The 20,668-nt window shown below is 48.2% G+C and carries 22 protein-coding genes; 14 read left to right on the top strand and 8 right to left on the bottom strand.

Annotated features, from left to right (window positions below; genetic code table 11):
* Positions 1-16 precede the first annotated feature (16 nt).
* The 5 genes from ACTTK7_RS07820 (at position 17) to ACTTK7_RS07800 (ending at position 5,403) form a co-directional block, all read left to right on the top strand.
* Positions 17-1,519: a phytoene desaturase family protein gene (locus ACTTK7_RS07820; protein WP_462867205.1), complete on the top strand. Its 1,503-nt coding sequence runs from the start codon at positions 17-19 to the stop codon at positions 1,517-1,519.
* 172 nt (positions 1,520-1,691) lie between these two features.
* Positions 1,692-2,678 carry a beta-ketoacyl-ACP synthase 3 gene (locus tag ACTTK7_RS07815; protein WP_462867204.1) on the top strand — a complete coding sequence of 329 codons (987 nt, stop codon included), beginning with the start codon at positions 1,692-1,694 and terminating at the stop codon, positions 2,676-2,678.
* Positions 2,679-2,800: 122 nt separating this feature from the next.
* Positions 2,801-3,541 (top strand): SDR family oxidoreductase, encoded by a 741-nt coding sequence (locus ACTTK7_RS07810; protein WP_462867202.1) that lies wholly within the window; start codon positions 2,801-2,803, stop codon positions 3,539-3,541.
* A 118-nt stretch (positions 3,542-3,659) separates the two neighbouring features.
* The gene (locus ACTTK7_RS07805; protein WP_462867201.1) at positions 3,660-4,559 is read left to right on the top strand and encodes an alpha/beta fold hydrolase; all 900 of its coding nucleotides are present in this window, start codon (positions 3,660-3,662) and stop codon (positions 4,557-4,559) included.
* Positions 4,540-5,403 (top strand): alpha/beta fold hydrolase, encoded by an 864-nt coding sequence (locus ACTTK7_RS07800; protein WP_462867199.1) that lies wholly within the window; start codon positions 4,540-4,542, stop codon positions 5,401-5,403. The genes ACTTK7_RS07805 and ACTTK7_RS07800 overlap by 20 nt, the downstream gene beginning before the upstream one ends.
* A 9-nt stretch (positions 5,404-5,412) precedes the next feature.
* On the opposite strand, the gene ACTTK7_RS07795 is transcribed toward ACTTK7_RS07800, so the two are convergent.
* Positions 5,413-6,237, bottom strand: a complete 825-nt coding sequence (locus tag ACTTK7_RS07795) for an ABC transporter permease (protein WP_462867197.1) — start codon at positions 6,235-6,237, stop codon at positions 5,413-5,415.
* A gap of 17 nt (positions 6,238-6,254) precedes the next feature.
* Entirely contained in the window at positions 6,255-7,187 is a 933-nt protein-coding gene (locus ACTTK7_RS07790; RefSeq protein ID WP_462867195.1) for an ATP-binding cassette domain-containing protein, read from the bottom strand.
* Between the two features lie 153 nt (positions 7,188-7,340).
* Here ACTTK7_RS07790 and ACTTK7_RS07785 point away from each other — a divergent pair, with 153 nt between their 5' ends.
* Positions 7,341-8,279, top strand: a complete 939-nt coding sequence (locus ACTTK7_RS07785) for an alpha/beta hydrolase (RefSeq protein WP_462867193.1) — start codon at positions 7,341-7,343, stop codon at positions 8,277-8,279.
* A 56-nt stretch (positions 8,280-8,335) separates the two neighbouring features.
* Here ACTTK7_RS07785 and ACTTK7_RS07780 read toward each other — a convergent pair whose 3' ends face one another.
* From ACTTK7_RS07780 to ACTTK7_RS07770, 3 genes are all read right to left on the bottom strand, one after another.
* Positions 8,336-9,403 (bottom strand): SDR family oxidoreductase, encoded by a 1,068-nt coding sequence (locus ACTTK7_RS07780; RefSeq protein ID WP_462867191.1) that lies wholly within the window; start codon positions 9,401-9,403, stop codon positions 8,336-8,338.
* A 113-nt stretch (positions 9,404-9,516) separates the two neighbouring features.
* Positions 9,517-10,059: a M15 family metallopeptidase gene (locus ACTTK7_RS07775; protein WP_462867189.1), complete on the bottom strand. Its 543-nt coding sequence runs from the start codon at positions 10,057-10,059 to the stop codon at positions 9,517-9,519.
* Between the two features lie 76 nt (positions 10,060-10,135).
* Positions 10,136-11,017: an ROK family protein gene (locus ACTTK7_RS07770; protein WP_462867188.1), complete on the bottom strand. Its 882-nt coding sequence runs from the start codon at positions 11,015-11,017 to the stop codon at positions 10,136-10,138.
* A gap of 163 nt (positions 11,018-11,180) precedes the next feature.
* Between ACTTK7_RS07770 and ACTTK7_RS07765 the strand changes: the two genes are divergently transcribed.
* From ACTTK7_RS07765 to ACTTK7_RS07745, 5 genes are all read left to right on the top strand, one after another.
* The gene (locus tag ACTTK7_RS07765; RefSeq protein ID WP_462867186.1) at positions 11,181-11,864 is read left to right on the top strand and encodes a spermidine synthase; all 684 of its coding nucleotides are present in this window, start codon (positions 11,181-11,183) and stop codon (positions 11,862-11,864) included.
* Positions 11,865-11,967: 103 nt separating this feature from the next.
* Positions 11,968-12,903: a glycosyltransferase family 2 protein gene (locus ACTTK7_RS07760; protein ID WP_462867184.1), complete on the top strand. Its 936-nt coding sequence runs from the start codon at positions 11,968-11,970 to the stop codon at positions 12,901-12,903.
* Entirely contained in the window at positions 12,900-13,274 is a 375-nt protein-coding gene (locus tag ACTTK7_RS07755) for a GtrA family protein (RefSeq protein ID WP_298784865.1), read from the top strand. The genes ACTTK7_RS07760 and ACTTK7_RS07755 overlap by 4 nt, the downstream gene beginning before the upstream one ends.
* 15 nt (positions 13,275-13,289) lie before the next feature.
* Positions 13,290-15,881 (top strand): YfhO family protein, encoded by a 2,592-nt coding sequence (locus tag ACTTK7_RS07750; RefSeq protein ID WP_462867182.1) that lies wholly within the window; start codon positions 13,290-13,292, stop codon positions 15,879-15,881.
* A 248-nt stretch (positions 15,882-16,129) separates the two neighbouring features.
* Positions 16,130-16,741 (top strand): hypothetical protein, encoded by a 612-nt coding sequence (locus tag ACTTK7_RS07745; RefSeq protein WP_462867180.1) that lies wholly within the window; start codon positions 16,130-16,132, stop codon positions 16,739-16,741.
* Between the two features lie 55 nt (positions 16,742-16,796).
* Here the strand turns inward: ACTTK7_RS07745 and ACTTK7_RS07740 are convergent, their stop codons facing one another.
* Positions 16,797-17,087 (bottom strand): hypothetical protein, encoded by a 291-nt coding sequence (locus ACTTK7_RS07740; protein ID WP_022793289.1) that lies wholly within the window; start codon positions 17,085-17,087, stop codon positions 16,797-16,799.
* Between the two features lie 171 nt (positions 17,088-17,258).
* Here ACTTK7_RS07740 and ACTTK7_RS07735 point away from each other — a divergent pair, with 171 nt between their 5' ends.
* Complete coding sequence (locus tag ACTTK7_RS07735; RefSeq protein WP_462867178.1) at positions 17,259-17,945, top strand: YqjF family protein; 687 nt, start codon at positions 17,259-17,261, stop codon at positions 17,943-17,945.
* Between the two features lie 47 nt (positions 17,946-17,992).
* Here ACTTK7_RS07735 and ACTTK7_RS07730 read toward each other — a convergent pair whose 3' ends face one another.
* Positions 17,993-18,733: an SDR family oxidoreductase gene (locus tag ACTTK7_RS07730; protein WP_022793291.1), complete on the bottom strand. Its 741-nt coding sequence runs from the start codon at positions 18,731-18,733 to the stop codon at positions 17,993-17,995.
* 239 nt (positions 18,734-18,972) lie between these two features.
* Entirely contained in the window at positions 18,973-19,356 is a 384-nt protein-coding gene (locus ACTTK7_RS07725) for a hypothetical protein (protein ID WP_462867176.1), read from the bottom strand.
* A 115-nt stretch (positions 19,357-19,471) separates the two neighbouring features.
* On the opposite strand from ACTTK7_RS07725, the gene ACTTK7_RS07720 reads away from it, so the two are divergent.
* Together ACTTK7_RS07720 and ACTTK7_RS07715 are read left to right on the top strand one after the other, a co-directional pair.
* The gene (locus tag ACTTK7_RS07720; RefSeq protein ID WP_462867174.1) at positions 19,472-19,801 is read left to right on the top strand and encodes a tRNA-binding protein; all 330 of its coding nucleotides are present in this window, start codon (positions 19,472-19,474) and stop codon (positions 19,799-19,801) included.
* A gap of 12 nt (positions 19,802-19,813) precedes the next feature.
* Entirely contained in the window at positions 19,814-20,668 is an 855-nt protein-coding gene (locus ACTTK7_RS07715) for an SDR family oxidoreductase (protein WP_462867172.1), read from the top strand.

Raw genomic sequence — 20,668 nt, 5'->3', positions numbered from 1 at the left:
CACGGAGGTGTGCTATTTGAAGAAAAAAGCAATTGTCATTGGCGGAGGCCTTGGAGGCATGTCCGCAGCGATCCGGCTGCAGACCGATGGCTATGAGGTAACATTACTGGAGAAAAATGAAAATCTTGGCGGTAAATTAAATCGTCGCAGCGGGAAGGGATTCACCTTTGATACCGGGCCGTCTATTCTGACAATGCCCTGGGTGCTTGAACAGCTGTTCCACAGCGCGAACCGTTACCTTGATGACTACATACAGGTAGAACGGGTCGAGCCGCAGTGGAAGACATTTTTCGAGGACGGGACATCGCTGAATGTGACGAGCGATCTGCCCGGTATGATTGAAGAGGCAGCGAAAGTAACAGATCAGCCGAGCCGTAAAATTACGGAATTTTTATCCTATACCGAAGAAATGTATGAATTATGCATGAAAAGCTTTTATAAATACAGCATTGAAGACTTAAAGGATTTAAAAAGCCACCACACTTTGGGCGACTTAATGAAGATGGATCCGTTGAATACGGTGGCCAAAGCGACGCATAAACAGTTTGACAATAAATATCTCGAGCAGATGTTCAACTTTTTCATTATGTATGTCGGATCCAATCCGTACGCAGCGCCAGCTATTTTAAACCAGCTCGTCTATGTTCAGCTTGGGCTCGGCATCCACTATGTGAAGGGCGGCATGTACAAAATTGCCGAGGGCATGGAACGCCTGATGCAGGAGCTCCGGGTTGATATTCATCTGAACAGCCCGGTCAGCCAGCTGCTTGTGGAAAACGACAGGGTGACTGGTGTGGAAACGGAGGACGGAAACAGGTATGAGGCGGATGTTGTCGTTTCGAACCTTGAAGCCATCCCTGCCTACAATACGATTGCTCCTCCGGAAACGAAGGCAAAAAAAGAATCCAAAAAACTAAGCAAAACGTTTATTCCCACCGTTTCCGGCGTCGTGCTGCTGCTCGGGGTAAATAAAAAATTCGACGGTCTGCACCACCACAATTTCTTTTTCTCAGAGGATCCTGAGCTTGAATTTAAGCAGGTATTCGAAGAAAAGGTTCCGGCGGATGACCCGACAGTGTATATTGGTATCTCCGCCCGGTCGGATGAAACCCAGGCACCGGAGGGAAAAGACAATCTGTTCGTCCTGACGCATGTACCTCCGATGGATGCCAGGCAGAAAAAATCCTTTGACTGGGACAAATACCAGGAGACAATTTTGAATAAATTAGAGCGGAACGGACTGGGTGGCCTGCGGGAGTCGATCGAGTTTGAATACCGCTTCACTCCGGAAGGCCTTGAAGAACTCTATGGCGCTAATGGAGGCTCCATTTACGGCGTAGCCTCTGATCAAAAAGTGAACGGCGGATTTAAAGTGCCGGCGAAAAGCAGAATATATGACAATCTGTATTTTGCCGGAGGATCCACGCATCCCGGCGGCGGTGTACCGATGGTGACACTGTCCGGCCAGCTGACAGCAGATCTGATTCAAAAACATGAGCAGGCAGAAGCAAATAAATAATCCAAAAATCCTTCCTGGGCCAGGGAGGGTTTTTGTTTGCTCAGAACCAGTGGGATGGACAAAGCAAAGGAGGCATAAGCCTTTGTTTTGTGATAATATGAATAAGAATGAGATACAACGAAAATCAAAGCGCATAGGCGATAATTATACATAAAACGGGGGTTACATACCGATGGTACAATCAAAAGCTTCAATTACAGCATTAGGATCCTTTGTTCCGGAAAAACGACTGACGAATGATGATCTGGAAAAAATGGTGGAAACAAACGATGAGTGGATTACGTCCCGCACCGGCATCAAGGAACGCCGGATCACGGCAGAGGACGAATTCACCAGCACGATCTGCGTGAAAGCAGCGGAGGAGCTCCAGCAGGTAAGCGGGAAGACGCTTGACGACGTGGATCTGATTATTGTATGTACGCTGACGCCGGACCACAAAACGCCGAGTGTCGCCTCTCTTGTGCAGGCCGATTTGGGCGTTTCCGGGGCAGGTGCCTTTGACTTAAATGCTGCCTGCGCTGGGTTTTCCTACGGGCTTCATGTGGCAGACGGGATGATCAGCTCCGGTCTTCACCGTAAAGTGCTGGTAATCGGCGCTGAAACGCTGTCCAAAATCACAGATTATACGGACCGGGCAACATGTATTTTGTTCGGGGACGGCGCCGGAGCGGCTCTTGTGGAAGCAGACGAAAGCACTCCGTCCTTTCTTGCCGCCTTGACAGATTCGGATGGTAAAAAAGGAGAGTATTTATACTGCACCGATTTATCCAACCAAATCGGCGGAGAGGAAATAGACTCAGATGGCTATGTCGTCCAGAACGGCCGGGAAGTGTACAAATGGGCGGTCAAAACAGTGCCTCAGGGCATCGATAAGCTTCTGAATGATGCGGGAGTGACGATTGAGGAGATCGACTGGTTTGCCCCGCACAGCGCAAATATGAGAATGATCGAGTCCATTTGCGAGCGTACCGGTATTCCGGTGGAAAAGACGCTGACGAGCCTGGAGTACTACGGCAATACCTCGTCCGCTACGATTCCGCTGTCCCTCCGGGAAGCACAGAAGGACGGACGGCTGAAAAACGGCGACCTCGTGCTTATTTACGGATTTGGCGGTGGTCTCGCGCAGTCCGCGTTATTAGTCCGCTGGCATGCAGAATAATTGAACTGAAAAAGCTCCCGGAGTCCGGGGGCTCTTTTTTGATGAGCAGCAAAGGTTATGATTATAGTGCGGCGGGTATAGAGAGTACGTGATCAATTCAGAACAGCATTGGAGGAAATAACATGGCAGAGATTGAAGGAAAAGTAGTTATACTGACCGGTGCTTCAAGCGGTATCGGTGAAGCAGCGGCTAAGGAATTAGCCGCCAAGGGGGCTAAAGTAGTGCTGGCTGCCCGCCGCGAGGAACGTCTGCAGCAACTTCAGAAAGACATTGAACAGGACGGCGGCACTGCAGCCTATAAAGTAGTGGACGTCACCTCCCAGGAGCAGATGGACGAACTTGCCCGGTTTGCCAATGAAACGTACGGCCAAATTGACGTTATAGTAAATAATGCAGGACTGATGCCGCTTTCGATGCTCCGGAACCGGCAATTTGAAGACTGGAACCAGATGATCGATGTGAACATTAAAGGCGTGCTTTATGGTATTGGTGCTGTGCTGCCCTACATGAGGGAAAGAAAAGAAGGACATATTATTAACGTTTCCTCAGTAGCTGGCCATCAGGTATCTCCGGGCGGTGCTGTCTACAGCGGCACGAAATACGCTGTGCGCGCTATTTCGGAGGGGCTTCGCAAAGAGGAATCGCCGGAAAACAACATCCGCTCCACCATTATTTCACCTGGGGCTGTGGAATCGGAGCTTACCGAAACGATATCGGATAATCAGGTGAAAGAACGCATAGATGAGCTGTATAAAAACGCGATCTCTTCAGAAAGCATTGCCCGCACCATTCGGTACGCAATGGAAGAACCGGCGGAAGTATCGGTTAATGAAATTGTCGTGCGTCCAACCGCACAAATGTAAAACAACGGCATCTGTCCATGTGGGCAGATGCTTTTGTAGTTTAAGCGGCATATAGAATTTCACCATTGAAACAAAGCGTTTCCGGGTAAAGAAACTCATAGAGTGAAGGAGGTTTTTGATGGCAGAACTATCATTTAAATATGTACATGTGAACGGCATCCGTCTTCATGTCGCTGCTGCGGGCCCAAAGGACGGGGAAATGGTTATCCTTCTGCACGGCTTCCCGGAATTTTGGAGGGCCTGGGAAAAGCAGATGCTCGCACTGGCGGAGGAGGGCTATTTTGTCGTGGCGCCTGATCAGCGGGGCTATCACCTGAGCGCCAAGCCCTCCGGCACAGCATCCTACACGATGGACGCTCTCCGGGACGATATCATCGGGCTCATTTTTCACTTCAAAAGAGAAAAAGCTGTAATAGCCGGTCATGACTGGGGCGGGGCAATAGGCTGGTATATGGCACTTACCCGTCCGGAATACATTTCATTGTTTATCCCTGTTAATATGCCGCATTTAACAGCTATGCCAAAGACGATGCTCACCCGCCCAATGGACTTGCTCAAGGGGTATTACATGGCGGCCTTCCAGCTTCCCGCCCTCCCTGACAAAGCGGCTGCCATGTTCCAATACGCTGCACTGAAGGCTCACCTGACTGTGACAAGCTGTCCCGGAGCGTTTTCAGAACGGGCTCTGGACGGATACCAGCTTGCCTGGTCGCAGCCCGGGAGCGTAACGGCAATGTTCAATTGGTTTCGGGCAATCCCGTATGGGCCGGTAGAAGCGATGAGCACAGAAGCTATCAAAGTGCCCGTGCGTATGATCTGGGGCATGCACGATTGGTTTTTGGGCACCGCTGCTGCTAAAGAGAGCCTGAAATACTGCAGCGATGGAGACGGGATTTTTATTGAAGAAGCGACGCACTGGGTACATCATGAACAGCCGGAGCTCGTCACGCAGCTCATCAAAAGCTTTATTCAGAAAAAACAACCAGGGGGCAGTACGTATGCAGAATATCAGCTTTGAGACAATAAACGTAAACGGCGTTTCTTTACACACGGCATTGGCTGGTCCGGAGGAGGGGCCGCTTGTTGTACTTCTGCACGGCTTTCCGGAGTTTTGGTACGAGTGGAGACATTTAATCGGGCCGCTTGCAGCACGTGGATACCGGGTGGCGGCGCCCGATCAGCGCGGATACAATCAAAGCAGCAAGCCGCTTGAAATCGAAGCTTATGTCCTGGACGAGCTGCGCGACGACGTGACAGAGCTAATCAAAGCGCTGGGACGGGAAAAAGCAGTGATCTTCGGCCACGACTGGGGCGGAGCGGTAGGATGGTACACGGCAGCCTCAAGGCCGGAATACGTGGAAAAATTTATTGCTATCAATATTCCGCACCTGCCTGCTATGCCGGCGAGCATGAAAAAAGATCCAACGCAGCTTTTGAGAAGCTCGTATATGCTTTTTTTCCAGCTTCCAAAACTGCCGGAAAAGCTGCTTGCCTATAATGACTTTGAGGAATTTGCCAACGGACTCGTAAAAACGAGCAGGCCCGGAGCTTTTACCGGGGAAGATCTGGAAAAATACAAAGAAGCATGGTCGCAGCCGAATGCGGCCACGACCATGATCAACTGGTACAGAGGGATGAGAAAAGGGTCAAAGGATATTGTGGAATCAAGTCATGTGACTCCACCAGTACGGATTATCTGGGGTGTGGGAGACGCCTTTTTATCGAAGGCCTCTGCCCGGACAAGCCTTGAATACTGCCGCGCCGGAGAGCTGATTTTTGTATCCGATGCGACGCATTGGGTAATTCATGAGCAGCCGGGTATTGTAGAGCGGCTGGTGATGGAATTTATAGAACAGACGTGAAGCCGCCGCTTAGGCATTGGCTCTGCGGAAGCTGATGGTGGCAAGCGCGATCAGAATAGAAGTAAAAATAATTAAAAAGAGCAGCTCTTCTGCAACTGTTACGGTACGCCCGAACAGCTGGAGGTTTAATCCGAGTGCATCCTGGGCGGCGACCGGGAGGTCCCCGGCGCCGGTCATCACTTTTTTCATAGCGTCTACGCCGTAGGTGACAGGATTAACTTTAACAAGAATATCCATCCAGGCTGGCATATTCGTTACTGGAAACAACGCTCCGGAAAGAAACACCATTGGAAACACGAGTACCTGCACAATCAGCTGGAACCCCTGCGTTGAGCGAAGCAGGCTTGCTATCAGCAGGCCAAGGGAAGCGAGCGTGCAGGAAAGCAGAAACATAATTGGCAGCACAGCCAGTACGTTGCTCCATTCGTAGGTTACTCCCAGAACGGGGATTAAAATAAACATCAGCACCCCCTGCATAAACGCAACCGTAGAGGCCCCGAGCATTTTACCGATGGCAATGTTCACCCGGGAGACTGGGGACACGAGAATTTCTTTCATATAGCCGAATTCTTTATCCTGGATAACTGATAAAGAAGAGAAAATTGAGGTCATTAAAAGGGTCATGGCGACAATCCCCGGAAAGATGAACGTAAGATAATTAAAATCTTCGATCTCAGAGGTTTGATTCATTACTAAATTTTCCATCGTTCCACTGAAGCCGCCGCCAAAAATAATTAAAAATAAAATAGGCATCGCAAAAGAGCCGAGCAGACGGGGCCGGTCGCGGACGAATTTCATTAGGTCCCGCTGCCAGATGGCAAAAATACCTTCCATATGTTTGATCTCCTTTCTTAGGCGGGACCGGCTTTAATATCTCGTCCTGTATAGGACAAAAATACGTCGTTAAGCGTGGGCCGGCGTATGTTCAGGCTCGTAATAGGAACGGGGATCTGCTGCAGAAAAGTAGAAATAAACTGGTCGCTGCTTGGTACCTGGATACGCAGAATGCCTGCTTCCTGTTTTATTTCGGCTTCCGGCATAGCTGACTGCAGCTGCGTGGCGACAGTGTCATTATCCTCAGTGCCGAGTTCAATGACGTCTCCGCCAACCTGCTTCTTTAAGCGCTCCGGCGTATCGAGGGCGATAATAGTCCCTTTATCCATAATAGCGATACGGTGGCTGATTTCTGCCTCATCGAGGTAATGGGTGGTAAGAAATATTGTAATATTTTCCTTTTCCTTCAGGCGGAGAATATACTCCCAAATATGGGCCCGTGTCTGGGGATCAAGACCGACAGTAGGTTCGTCCAAAAAAAGAACCTTCGGATAGTGCAGCAGACCGCGGGCAATTTCAAGCCTTCGTTTCATCCCGCCGGAGAATTCTTCTACTTTTTTCTTTTGATTGTCAGTCAGGTCTACAATTTCAAGCACTTCCTGAATACGTTCTGCCCGTTTGTTTTTAGGGACACGGTAAAACCGGCAGTGAAGCTTTAAGTTTTCAAGAGCGCTTAATTTTTCGTCGAGTGTATTTTCCTGAAAAATGATGCCAATGCTTTCACGGACTTTTGCTTTCTGTTTAAAAGCGTCATATCCGTTAATGGTAACGCTTCCGGAAGTCGGAGCGAGCATCGTGCAGATCATGTTGATAGTCGTGCTTTTTCCTGCACCGTTCGGGCCGAGAAAGCCGAATATCTCGCCCTGCGCGACATCAAAATGAATGCCTTTGACCGCTTCCATGTCTTTGAATGATTTTCGCAGTTCGTACACTTGAATGATAGGTTCCATACATTTACCCCTACTTTAGCCATAGTCATTATGTTAGCGTAACTATATAACTTCAGGCAGTGATCGTCAATGGATAAGAAAATGAAGACGGGATAAGGGGTAGGCAATCAAAATTCAGGGTATGGGTTGTATAGAAAGAAGGGGGCAGAAATCATGGAACTTCGAGACCATGTAAAGAAATATCTGGAGCAGAACAGTTCCTTCGAGGTGGAAACGGTGGAGGAAGTAGTCGATGAACGCAGGCGAAGAAACGAAATGACATTAGCTCCGTCGGAACGGCCTGCTGTAGCTGAAGTGCTGGATAAAGATATTGATTTAGAAGGACGGACCCTGACCGTCCGAAGATATAAACCAGCATCTGAAGAGCCGCTTCCTGTAGTGATTTTTTTCCACGGTGGCGGTTTTGCCGTAGGGAGTCTTGAAACTCATGACACCTTCTGCCGGGTACTGGCCAATGAACTCGAAGCATATGTTGTAGCGGTGGACTACCGGCTCGCGCCGAAGCACCCGTTTCCGTCGGGGGTGTACGACTGCCTGGACGCTGTTCGCTGGGTGCTTTCCGAGTACCGGGAATGGCCGAATACGGAGGACCGGTTTTACCTGTGCGGTGACAGCGCTGGAGCCAATATTGTGTATGCAGCATCTACGCTGCTCCGAAAAGAGCAGACATACCTTGAAGGACAGATGCTTCTGTATCCTGTCGCTGATTTTTACAACCGGGAGGAGGATCCGGCGTACGTATCTTATCATCGTTTTAGTGAGGGATACGGCCTGACGGCTAAAAATATTGGCGACTTTTGGGCGCATTACCTATCAGCCTGGGATGAACGCAGGGACCCGCTGGCTGTGCCGATGCAGGATGAAGCAAAACGCGAAAATCCCCCTACTCTTGTCATAACGGCAGAGTATGATGTGCTTCGGGATGAAGGCGAGGAACTGGCGCGTCAGCTGAAGGAGGCAAATGCAGTCGTGCATCATCACCGGGTGGACGGTACGATTCACGGATTTATCAGCCATTTTCCACTTGAGGAGGATGGCCAGGAAGCGATGAACTACATGCGGGCGTTTGTACACAAGCATATTGGCAAATGATGAAACCCCCCACCCGGCAGAAACTGGATGGGGGGGGGGTTCAGGCAAGTGGAAGTTCATTCTGAAAAGTCCGGAATCAGCCGCTGCTCCTGAAATTCACGAAGCAGCTGCCGGAACATATCATCGCTGTTCACGACCTCAGTAAAACCAAACTGTTTTACTTTATTAGTATCAGACATCACATCGTATTCTACATTGAAAATGAAATCACCAAACGGCCAGGCGGCCATTTTATCAAATGGAATATTCTGCAGGCTGTATTTTTCCTGCATATCCTCCCACAGCTCCTGCTGCAGCGGCATAAAATCAGAAAGTGTAATTGTTTGCACGGGCCCGGTGTTCATATGGAACTCTTCGGCGATGACCGGCCACATGTGCTCCCACCGAAAGAAGTCTCCGTTGGTAATATTGAACGTTTCAAATGCGCATGGTTCATGCAGCGCAGCCCATACGGAGCAGCGGGCGAGAAGGCCGGCGTCGGTCACCTGTGCGAGTGACCGGTAGGTAACATCCTTTCCCGGGAAACGAAGGGGAAGGCCGAGTTCCTTAGAAATAGAGGCATAAACAGCAATCACCATGCTTAAATTCATAGGAGTGCCTACCGAATAGCCACATACGACGTCGGGACGCAAAATTGTCCACGACCAGCTTTTCCCTCTCTGGTGGCTTCGCAGGTAATCCTCCTGATTGTAATAAAAGTTCGGCGGCATATGACGCGGGTCGCTTTCCCGTGCCGGGGTTTTAAAAGCGCTGATGTGTGCCCCGTACACTTTGGCTCCCTGCATCAATACGACACGCTGGAGTTGGTCGGAAGTCGCTTCCACGGCCTGAACGGCACTTCGGAGCATATTGGTATTAACTGTGATCTGTTCTTTGGAGAGGGGGTCATAATCCTGGTAGGATGCATAAAAAATATGAGTTATGGCAGGCATGTCCTGAAGTGCCTGTGTTATTTCTTCTTCCTTTAAGAGGTCGGCCTCCACGTAGTAATCGGCCCCGTGGGTGTCTTCAGGCTGGTGCCGGGAAATACCTACAGCAGTCCAGTCTTCGAGCGATGAAATATGTTTTAAAATACTGCTGCCTATGATGCCGGTCGCTCCTACGACTAGGGCGGTTTTAGTCATTGAAGAGAACTCCTTTCAGGATATAAGGTAATACAGCTGTATACCACGAATTGGCAGAGAATTAACTCGTCCAACTAGAAAAAGCGTCCGGACAACCAGCCGGACGATGGTAATTACGTATTCTGCTGTTCAGCGGCACGGAGCTCCTCCAGGCTCAGGCCGAAGGTCATTTCAAGGTGAGGGTAGTCTTTAAAACCAGGCCAGTCCCCGCCCCAGCTGAAGCCGAGCTCCTTAGCGATCTCCACGGCTTCCGTCCAGTCTGCTTCTCCGTTACCGTTGTCATCGCGTTCCATATCCCAGACAAGCTCTCCGTCCGGTGAACGTAAAGCAAAATCAACGGCTAGGCCGTAATTATGATACGATTCGCCGCCACGGGCCTGCGTGACAATTTCTCCCTGCTCAGTCCGGCCCTGGGCATATAAAGCATCCTGCTCTTCCACCGAACGGTATTCATCCGTTACGACAACCTCAATCCCCTGCTGTTCTGCACGCTGGATCCATTCATTTTTCCGCTCCTCCACAACAGGATGAAGGGTGTTCTGTTCGACGACTTCGCCTGCTTCCACCTCGGGAAGAGGGTTCTGCCTGCTGTTCCATCCGAGTACAACCAGAATGAGAAGTAAACCGGTCATCAGTAGCAAGACATGTCTTTTCACTCAGCTGATTTCCTTTCTTTTTCAACCTGCGTACAGGAAGTATAAACAAGTATTTGTGTTTTGGGGCTGTCTGCCTTTAGCTGGGGGCATCTTCGAGGGCCTGGGCAGCAAGGACAAATCCGCCGGTGATGCCCGCATCATCCTGGAGCCCCGGAGTAACAATATATTGACCGATATGGTGAGTAATCATTGGGTCCTGAACGTATCCCTGCAGAAGCTGCTGCGTCTGTCCCTGTACTTTTGTGAGCAGGGAAGGCTGTTTGCTCACGCCGCCGCCAATAATAATCCGCTCAGGAGTAAGAATCAGAATGTAATTCATCATTGCCTGAGCAAGATAATAAGCTTCAAGGTCCCACACCTCCGGCCGGGAGGTCAGCTCGCTGCCCTTTTCTCCCCAGCGCTGTTCCACGGCGGGACCTGAAGCAAGCCCCTCAAGACAGTCGCTGTGATAAGGGCATGTTCCGGTGAAATGGTCCTCAGGATGGCGGCGGACAATAATATGGCCTGCTTCCGGGTGGTTCAGACCTTCAAGAATATTGTTGTTAATAACAGCACCAACACCGATGCCGGTGCCGACTGTCATATACAGGCAGCTCGTCTTTCCGGCACCGGCACCATGCTTCCATTCCCCGAGCGCCGCCGCATTAACATCGGTGGTGAATCCTGCCGGCACAGCGAGGTGTTTTTGTACGTCTCCGAGAATGTTAAAGTTTTGCCATGCTGTTTTTGGCGTTGTGGTGATATAGCCGTATGTATCATTTTTTGTATTAATATCAATCGGACCAAAGGAACCAATGCCAACAGCTTCGATAGAAAAAGCACGGAAAAAATCGTACACCTGCTTCATGGTTTCATCAGGCGTCGTAGTTGGAATGGAAATGCGTTCTTTTATGTCACGGCCATTTTCACTGACCGCACAGACAAATTTTGTTCCTCCTGCTTCGATGGCGCCGAGCATATAAACAACCTCCTGGTCTTCTTCTGAAATAGTAAACAGATCATTCAAAAATAAATGAAAATTTCATAAGTGATAAAATTCTGCACACTTTTTAATCGTACCTTTTTTTTCTGGTTTTGCAAATATGAAATATACTTGCCGGGCGGGAAAGGAGTAAGCTTGAATGAACAGTGACAGAGAAATAATAGCGAATGTTCAGGGGCAAAGCGGAGAATTGCAGCTGCAGCGCCGCGGTCGGCATTACGAAGTCATCAGTAACGGTACATTTTTGATGGCGACCCACAACGGAGAGTCGGAGCGACGCATGGTTCAGGAAGCGCTGAATCATGCTTGTTCAGCAGAGTCGGTGCTGATTGGAGGCCTTGGCGTTGGTTTTTCACTCCAAGAAGCGGTGCAGCATGCAGGAACGGTTCATGTAGCCGTTGTGGAACTGGAGAAATGTATTATTGAGTGGAACCGTCTGTATTTTCAGGAATGGAACGGAAGGGCTCTTGAAAACAGTAAAGCCCAAATCGTGGAGGAGGACCTTCAGGTATTTCTGGAAAAAGGAACAAACAACCGTTGGGACGCTGTGTGCATGGATACAGATAACGGCCCTGACTGGCTTGTCCGGGAAGACAACCATCACATGTACGAGGCGGGAGGGCTTCAAACGGTTTACGCCGTGCTCCGGCGCGGAGGAGTGGCTGCTTTTTGGAGTGCTTCTTATTCCAGGGCCTTTGAAAAGAGTCTGAAGGTGGTTTTCGATACTGTATGGATAGAGGAGGTGGAGGTCGGACGCGGCGGGCCGGATGTTATTTTTTACGCCCGGAAAGCAGAGCATATACAGCCATCACACAATTTTTGAGATTTTTTTAGCCCTCTACAGTGATACAAAAGATACAGAGAAGGGTACGATATGAAAGTACTGTGTAAACAGTGGGAGATGAAGGGTTCAGGGAGGAAATGGAATGAAAAAGATATCAATTGTAATTCCTTCGTTTAATGAAGAGGACAATATTATATCTGTATATGAATCACTGCAGAACCATTTAGGGCATCTGCCCTATGAAATAGAGGCACTTTATGTAGATGATGGAAGCTCGGACCGGACACTGACAAAGATGAGAGAGCTTGCCGGGATGTACGAAAATGTAAGCTACGTTTCTTTTACCCGTAATTTTGGAAAAGAAGCAGCACTGATTGCAGGACTGCATCACGTAGACGGCGATGCCGTAGTAATCATTGACGCTGACCTGCAGCATCCGTCCGAGGTGATTTTGGAATTAATTGAGGGCTACGAAGAAGGCTATGATCAGGTGATCGCAAAACGGAACCGGGAAGGCGATTCAAAATTCCGTTCCGGCATGGCCTCGATGTATTATAAATTTATTAATAGAATGGTGGATGTGAAGCTTGAAGACGGCGTCGGTGATTTCCGCCTGTTAAGCCGGCGGGCACTGGATGCCCTGCTCTCCTTAAGTGAAGCCAATCGTTTTTCGAAGGGGCTTTTTTCATGGATCGGCTTTCCGTCCAAAACGGTTTACTACGAAAATGTTCAGCGCCAGGAGGGCGAAACCAAATGGTCGTTTTCGAGCCTTTTGAATTACGGAGTTGACGGCATGATTTCCTTTAATAACCGTCCGCTTCGTGTCTGTTTGTATACCGGCCTTGTCGTGATGCTGCTTGCCCTTGTTTATATCGGTATTACGTTTGTGCAGATTATGCGGATGGGAATAGAGGTGCCGGGTTACTTTACGACAATTTCCGCTATACTGTTCTTGGGGGGCGTACAGCTGTTAAGTCTCGGCGTGCTCGGAGAGTATATTGGACGCATTTACTATGAAACGAAAAGGCGCCCGCATTATTTGGTGCAGGAATCTAATACGAAAAGGCGAGATGCATGAAACAGTTGGATAATGAGTTTACCAGATTTGTTTTAGTGGGCGGTATGAATACGTTAAATTATTATGCCGCCTACTTACTGCTCCACGTGGTGCTTTCGGTACCATATATGATCGCCCACATCACCGGATTTTTTATCAGCTTTGTTATTTCCTTCTTTTTAAATACATACTTCACCTACAAGGTCCGGCCGACATGGAAGAAGTTCTTCCAATTTCCGCTGACCCAGGTAGTAAATGTAGGGGCTTCATCCGTTTTTGCTTATATATTCGTGGAATGGCTGAGTATTAACAGTACTATCGCCCCTCTGGGAGCGGTGATTTTTACTATACCGGTCACGTTCATTGTCACAGGAAAAATACTAAAAAGATAGCGTGGGGAGAGAATGTTGAAACACAAGCATATATGGGGGGTTGCGGCAGCAGTCATTCTGGCAGTTATTGCAGCGCATGCATTTTTCTTATATCAATGGACCAATAACACGTATATGGCCGGGCCGAATGACGGTCTAAACCAGATGGGCCCGTTTAAGCAGCTGCTGTATAATCATTACACGAGCGGAGAATTTTTTTATTCCTTTCAGCTTGGACTTGGCGGCAGTATGTTCACCCAGCTCGGGTACTATTACTCGACGAACCTGTTCTTTTATTTCCAGATGGCCGTGGTGTATATGCTGGAGCTTTTGGGGCTGATTCGTGAGCCGGATGCAGCTTTTTGGACCGAGGCCGTCATTTTTATCAGCATGGCCCGGATGATACTCGTTTCCTTTTTAGCATACGCCTGCTTTCGTTATATGAAGCTCGACCGTGTACCTGCTCTGACAGGTGCCCTGTTGTATGCCACGTGTGTAATGTACTTCCGTCACGCGGCATTTTGGGAATTTTTTGCAGATGCTTTCATTTGGCTCCCGCTGCTCGTATTTGGCGTGGAAAAAATTATTCGGGAGAAAAAGCCGCTGCTGTTTATTTTTGCACTCGCAGCAACCGTCTTTTCGAACTTCTACTTTTCCTATATTGTACTTATTTTTATCGGTATTTATATACTGGCCAGATGGCTGATCCGCCTTGGGCCTGCAGAAACAAAAATAGGTAAACAGATACTGTATTTCGGGGGCAGCTCCATGCTCGGATTCGGTATTGGCCTGATTGGCTTCTTCGCCGGAGTGTACGGCTACTTTAACAATTACCGGCCGGACTTTGAACAGGAGATCGTGTTATTTGATAACACAAGCAATATTCTGCTCGACAGCCGCTTCCTCATTGTGCCGACCATCTTTTTAGTGTTCGCAGTCTGGAAGCAGCTTTATAAGGATCCGCGGTTTGTGCTGTTTACCATTCTCTCGCTTTTATTTATCGTATTTCATTACAGTCCGCTGATGGGAAGCGTATTTAACGGTTTTTCCGCACCGAGGAACCGGTTTGAGTACATTGCTGCGTTTTTACTTGCCGGTGCAGTGGCAGCAGGTATTCAGCATATCCGGAAGCTCGACTGGCGGGAGCTGGTGCCTTCGCTTATTTTTGCGACAGGCATGTACGTTCTGTTTTATCTGTTGGATGACGATTTTTCCATTGAGCACTGGAGCGGATGGCTGACGCCTGGTATGATCATCATTTCCCTGGCGGCATTTATCGTCACCACAATTACGGATGTGCGCGGCAAAAGAATCATTACTGCCGTTTTTGCCATTATTACGAGCGTGGTTGTCGCGAACCAATACCAGTATGAAAAACTGTTTGAACGCGGAAGCATGAGCGGCACGACGCAGGAATTTCTCATGAGTGAGGAGTACATGGACGCAGATCAAATCGAACTGCTGGATGAAGCTTCGCAGGAGGATCCGGACGCTCTGTCCCGAACTACATGGATCAAGGACCCCCAGCGCACGAATACGCCGCTTTATTTGGATTTTTACGGTGCGGGGGCGTACTCAAGTATTTTGAATGAAGAAATACTCATGTTTTATTACAATGATCTTCAGATCGATCTTGGCCGGGAGAGCATCAGCCGGTATTCGGATTTCGGGCGAAGGGCCAACGTTTACAGCCTGCTGCGCGGTGAATACGCCATGTTTGAAAAGGACGGGGACGAAAACGTACCGTACGGGTTTACTCCATTTATAGAAAATGATGACTATATTATTTACCAGAATGAAAATGTGCTGCCATTTGTACGGACCACAGACCAGGTGTACGCCTACGAAGAAGCGGAAGAAGCGGCACCAATCGCGAAGGAGCATGCCATGCTGAATGGTGTGATTCTTGAGAATCCGGAGGAAGCAGCTGAATTTCCGCAGGAAGAGTCTGTCATTAACAGTGAAAATGTTGAAACGGTAAATGGTAGTACCTACGAGAACGAAATGCTTACGGTTAACGGGGAAGAGGGCGGACTCGATATTACAGTGCCGGAGAATGAAAACGTGGAGGATTACTACGTGGACTTTCTTCTCCGCCAGAAGCCCGGCGTTGGTTTTTTCCGGATGAACGTAAACGAATTTGAAACCACCCGTAAGGCAAGAGATTCGCTGTACCGCACCGATGAAAATGATTTAACAATCCGTGTGGAGAATCCCGAGGACAACGTCATAGAGATCCGGATGCCTGAAGGAGAATATCATCTTGAAGACCTCTCCGTTTACGGAGAAACGTATGAACAATTAAACGAGGCCGACGCCTGGGCAGAGGAGAACGCCCGGGATGTAGACGTGAATGGTAATGAAGTTGACGCAGTTATTGAAAATGATACAGGAGATGCGTACGCTGTGATGCCGATTCCTTATGAAAAAGGATGGAGAGCTAAAGTAAACGGAGAGGGCGTGCCGATTGAAAAAGCTAACGGGGCGTTTACTGCCGTTCCGCTTGAAGAAGGGGAAAACAACCTTTCCCTCACATACTACCCGCCTTACTTCTGGTGGATGACCGCGGTATCGGTGGTCTCGCTTATATTAGCAGCATTATGGGGCATTAGAAAAAGAAGAAGATAATAATGAGGTAAAGCCTGTTCCGCCCGGCGGAGCAGGCTTTTTTATGTGTATTGACAGTGAATACAGGTTGATGGAAAAATAAGGATATGGAAAGTGGGGATCTTATGTCTTTATCCAAACAAGCTGAAGAGTATTTCCGGGAAGTCAGGGATTTCCTTTATTTATATGGAAGAAAAACGGAGGATACAGAACGTTACATCCAGCTAGACAAAGAAGCAGTCGAGGCAGAGGAAAAAGCTGGGGGTTCTATGTATGATGTAGTGCCGAAGGAGCCAAAATCCTACAGCGAAGAAGTTAAAAAGCAGGTGTCACCTGCTGCAGGCGAACATATATCATTTTTAATACTGGTGGCATGGATTCTTTTTTTAGTTTTATGGTCTTGGGATTTGTTGCGGGGCATGCTTGTGTTTTCGTTTTGGTATTTTGTCATTCTGGGTCCGGGAGCTTTAATAGTCAGTTATTTAATGATTTACGGCAGATCCCTTCAGGCGTTTCGTTCAAATCGGCTAAAGAAGATCCTAAAGTATCTTCCTCAAGCAGCAACGCTTGTTCTGGTCATTTTCGGGCGCGATCTCATAACAAATGTGCCTGAGGGGGATCTAGTTTTTCCAACAGCATTTAAATGGTGGTTTGTGCCAGCTGCAATCATGGCTACTGCTATCGTGGTCCGGATTCTCCAAAAGAGCTTTCTGCCAGCGTACGCATTAATTATTGCCTTACTGATGGTGGTGTGGCTTGTGATATCTGCAGTGGATCTTTTACCATTTCCTTATAAATTAATTATCTATATTGCACTTGTCGCCATTGCCTTTGCTTATGGTATTATTATGAATTTAAAGCCGGAGCAGGAGGAAGGTTAGCTGTAGGCATATTTCCCGGGAAATAAAAAAAGGCCGCGCGAACGGCCTTTTTTTATTATGAAAATTCTACTGCGGGTCCGGTTAAAATGCCGCTGAACAGATTAATCAGCAGAAGCACCGTTAAAATAAAAAAGATGAGAAAGCTTATCCGGCTCTGGGCTTTAAAATGAGCCGCCAGGCCAACGCCCCACAGAGCGGTAATAACAAGGCCGGCATAAACGTATAACGAAATACCGCCGCCCACTACGATGGCTGTCACAATCAGAAGAATATCAGTGGTGATAACGAGTAATGCAGAAATGGCTAAAAGCATGCTGCTGAACATTTTCATTCTGGCGTCTTCCATATATAAGCTCCTTTACGAAGAATAAGCTTCCTTCAATGTATCATAAACCCTGTTGCAGAGGAAAATAAGAAGCAGGAAAAAAATAGTACAGCTGTAGCCGTTTAAGTTTAAAGCAGGGCCAAACCGTAGTATATTGGGTGGAATCAAACGAAGTGGAAAAGAGGTGCAGAGATGAAAGAGCCGCAGCTGATACGGATGAAATGGAGAAACGCCTTGTTTGCACATTGGGAAAAAGACCCCGCGGAAGTGGCCCGCACTCTGCCGGATCGTATGGATGTAGATACGTTTCGGGGGAAGGCGTATGTAGGTGTGGTTTCGTTTTCAATGTATGATATCCGTCCGTTTTTTCTACCTGGACGGACTGGCCTGAACTTCCCGGAATTGAACCTGCGTACGTATGTAAGTGTAGGCGGGGTGCCAGGCATTTACTTTTATAACTTAGATGCAGCTTCTCCGCTCGGTGTTTGGATTGCACGACGGAATTTTGCTATACCTTACTACCAGGCACGTTTTTCGATCCGCCATCATCAAAGCTGGACATATTGGAATCACCACCGGAGATCGGGAAACGTGCGCTTTCGTGCCAGGTACCGGGCGACAGGAGAACAACTGCCGGCTGAAGCTGGCTCGCTCGAAAATTGGCTTGCTGAAAGATACCGTTTTTATACGGCTAAGGACGGACAGATATGGTACGGGGACGTAGTACACGAGCCGTGGGAGCTGTACCGTGGGGAGTATGAAGAAGAGGAAAACGGGCTCCTCACTTCTGGCGGGTTCAGGCAGTCAGACGGGCGTCCCGATCATGTGATGGTCAGCCCCGGGGTGAGCGTGGGAGCCGCGAGACTGCGCAAAAAATAAGCCTCTGCTTCCGAATACGGAGCAAAGGCTTAAATACGTTCATGATTTTAAGGCTGATCCACCGGACGAACGACAATTTCATTGACGTCCACGTGAGCCGGCTGGGTAAGTGCATAATATACTGCTTCTGCAATATCTTCAGAGTTCAGCTGCTGCACGTTCAGTACTGAATCGAACTGTTCCATTACTTCTTTATCCGTAATGGTTTCAGTCAGCTCTGTATTAACCACGCCTGGAGAGATGGCTGTAGTACGAATGTTAGTTTGGGCAACTTCCTGTTCTAAGCCCATCATGATAGCCTTCACAGCAAACTTCGTACCACTGTATACGGAGCTGCCTGGGAAGATTTGGTGGGCAGCCACAGAGGATGTGGAAATAATATGGCCATCGTTATTTTCAATCATGTGTGGAAGGATAGCATTGATGCCGTAAAGGACACCTTTAATGTTTACATCCACCATCTGGTCCCATTCATCCACTTTTTGGTTTTTTAATAAAGAAAGCGGCATTAAGCCGGCGTTGTTAAAGAGGCCGTATACTTTGCCGAAGTGATTTACTGCTTCGCGTCCGAGTTCTTCCATCTGTTCACGGGAAGTAACGTCGGTCTCTTTGACAATGATTTCGCCAGGCTGATCGGAAAGCTCTTCTTTAATTTCGTTTAAGCGTTCGAGGCGGCGGGCGGCAAGTGCTACGTTAGCGCCGTTTTCGACGAGTTTTTTAGCAGTTGCTCTGCCAATACCGCTGCTTGCTCCTGTAATAATAAACGTTTTACCCTGAAGTTCTGTCATGACGTGTATCGCTCCTTTTTTCTATAAGCTGTTTCTGCCATAACGTTAGTTACTTTAAAATGATAAGTGGCATCGGAATATATGATACCCGTTGTGTGTGGATTCAATCATCCAATTTTTTCTAGGAGGGAAAAATATATTGGGAGCCGTCCATGCCAGGGAAATCCCGGGAGCTCTGCCGGAAAATTTTTTGGTTGTTTGTACGAGTATTAAAAAACTCCCGGCTCTCTGCCGGAAGCTTACGACTTCACATGTGGGGGTCTTTTCTTTGGAGTGAAAATAATCTGCACCAAAAGACAGAGGGAAGCGGCCATAATGACTCCAATTTCTATGTAATACCAGAACAGTTCACCGCTGTTCAACTGGAACACAGTGACTACACCGATCATCAGCAGGCCAATGCCGATACGGTTCATCCACCTCCAGCGCACAGCAAAAGCAGCGAACCATTGAATGAATGGAAGGTTAAACACAAGCCACAGGACAATCGATGCCCCGATGCCGATCAGCCAGTACCCCTGCCCGATAAATAACTCAGCAGAAAAACGGGCAATGCTGATAATAGGTATATTCATGGCGGCACCTAAAATAATTCCGAGCAAAAATGTTAGAAAACGCCGCACGTCAATTCACCTCGAATGAGTTTCCCAGCCGAAAATGTACCAGGATATTACAAATAATATAACCGCTTATGATACGATGATACATAATCAAAGTAGAGAAAGGAAGGGTATTTCGATGGCTTCTATTGAAAATTTTCACGACCTGGATATCAGAGTAGGAAAGATTGTACAAGTAAAGGAATTTCCAGAGGCGAAAAAGCCGGCGTATAAGGCGTGGGTGGACTTTGGAGAAGAAGTGGGAGTAAAGCAGTCCAGTGCTCAGATTACAGAACTATATGAAATCAATGACCTGGAAGGAAAAAAAGTGATTGGTATTGTGAATCTTCCGCCAATGAAAATTGCTTCATTCACTTCAGAATGCTTAATTTTGGGCGTCTATACGGACGAAGGGGTGACTCTTCTGCAAACAGATCACGAAACGAAGACCGGAGAAAAAATCGGCTGAGAGGGTGAAGCTATGAAATACGTTATTACGGGAGCCACGGGACAGCTCGGGGAAAAAGTAACGGAAGAGCTGCTTGAGCTTATTCCAAAGGAACAGGTGGTCCTGGGAGTACGCAATCCTGAAAAAGCGGCGGTGTTCAGAGAGCAGAACGTGAGCACGGCAAAAATGGATTACTATTCATTTGATGAGCAGGTGAGCGCCTTTCAGGGTGCAGACGTTGTGCTTTACATTCCGAGTATTACACACCCATCCGAGCAGCGGATCAAAGAATTTCAAACTTCTGTCGAAGCGGCGGAACAGGCTGGGGTAAAGCAGTTTATGTTTATTGGATTCATGGCAGACCATTGGAACAATCCCTTTCATATGAGTCCATTTTTCGGCTATGCTGTGCGGCGTATTGCCATGAGCCGAATGGCTGGAACGATTATTCGCAACGGGGTGTATGCCGACCCGCTGATTTCTTACACGGAGGAACTGGTTCGGACCAAAAGGCTGCCTTATCCTGCAGGAAGAGGAGCTATTTCCTTTATTTCGAGAAGGGATCTCGCTAAGACTATAGCTGCTGCAGCTGCAGCGCCTGAAAGACACGAAGGTGTTTATACGCTGACTGGGATACAGGCGTATACGATGGATGAATTGTGTGAGCTGCTTTCCAACATTACAGGAGAACGTATTCGTTATGAACCGATGGGGGTGCAGGAATTTGCACGAACATATGATGACGGCTCCGGCTTTGGGAGTGTGAACGCTTCTCTGTATGAAGCGGCCTCGATGGGGTTAATGGGAGAGGTTACTTCGGATGTGGAGAGACTCACTGGAAAGCCGCCGGAAATGCTGCGGTCATACCTCGAGCGTCACTTATTATAG

The sequence above is a fragment of the Marinococcus tarijensis genome (assembly GCF_054971385.1).
Note: the sequence above shows the minus strand (reverse complement) of the source record. Positions and strands in the feature narration are given on the sequence as shown.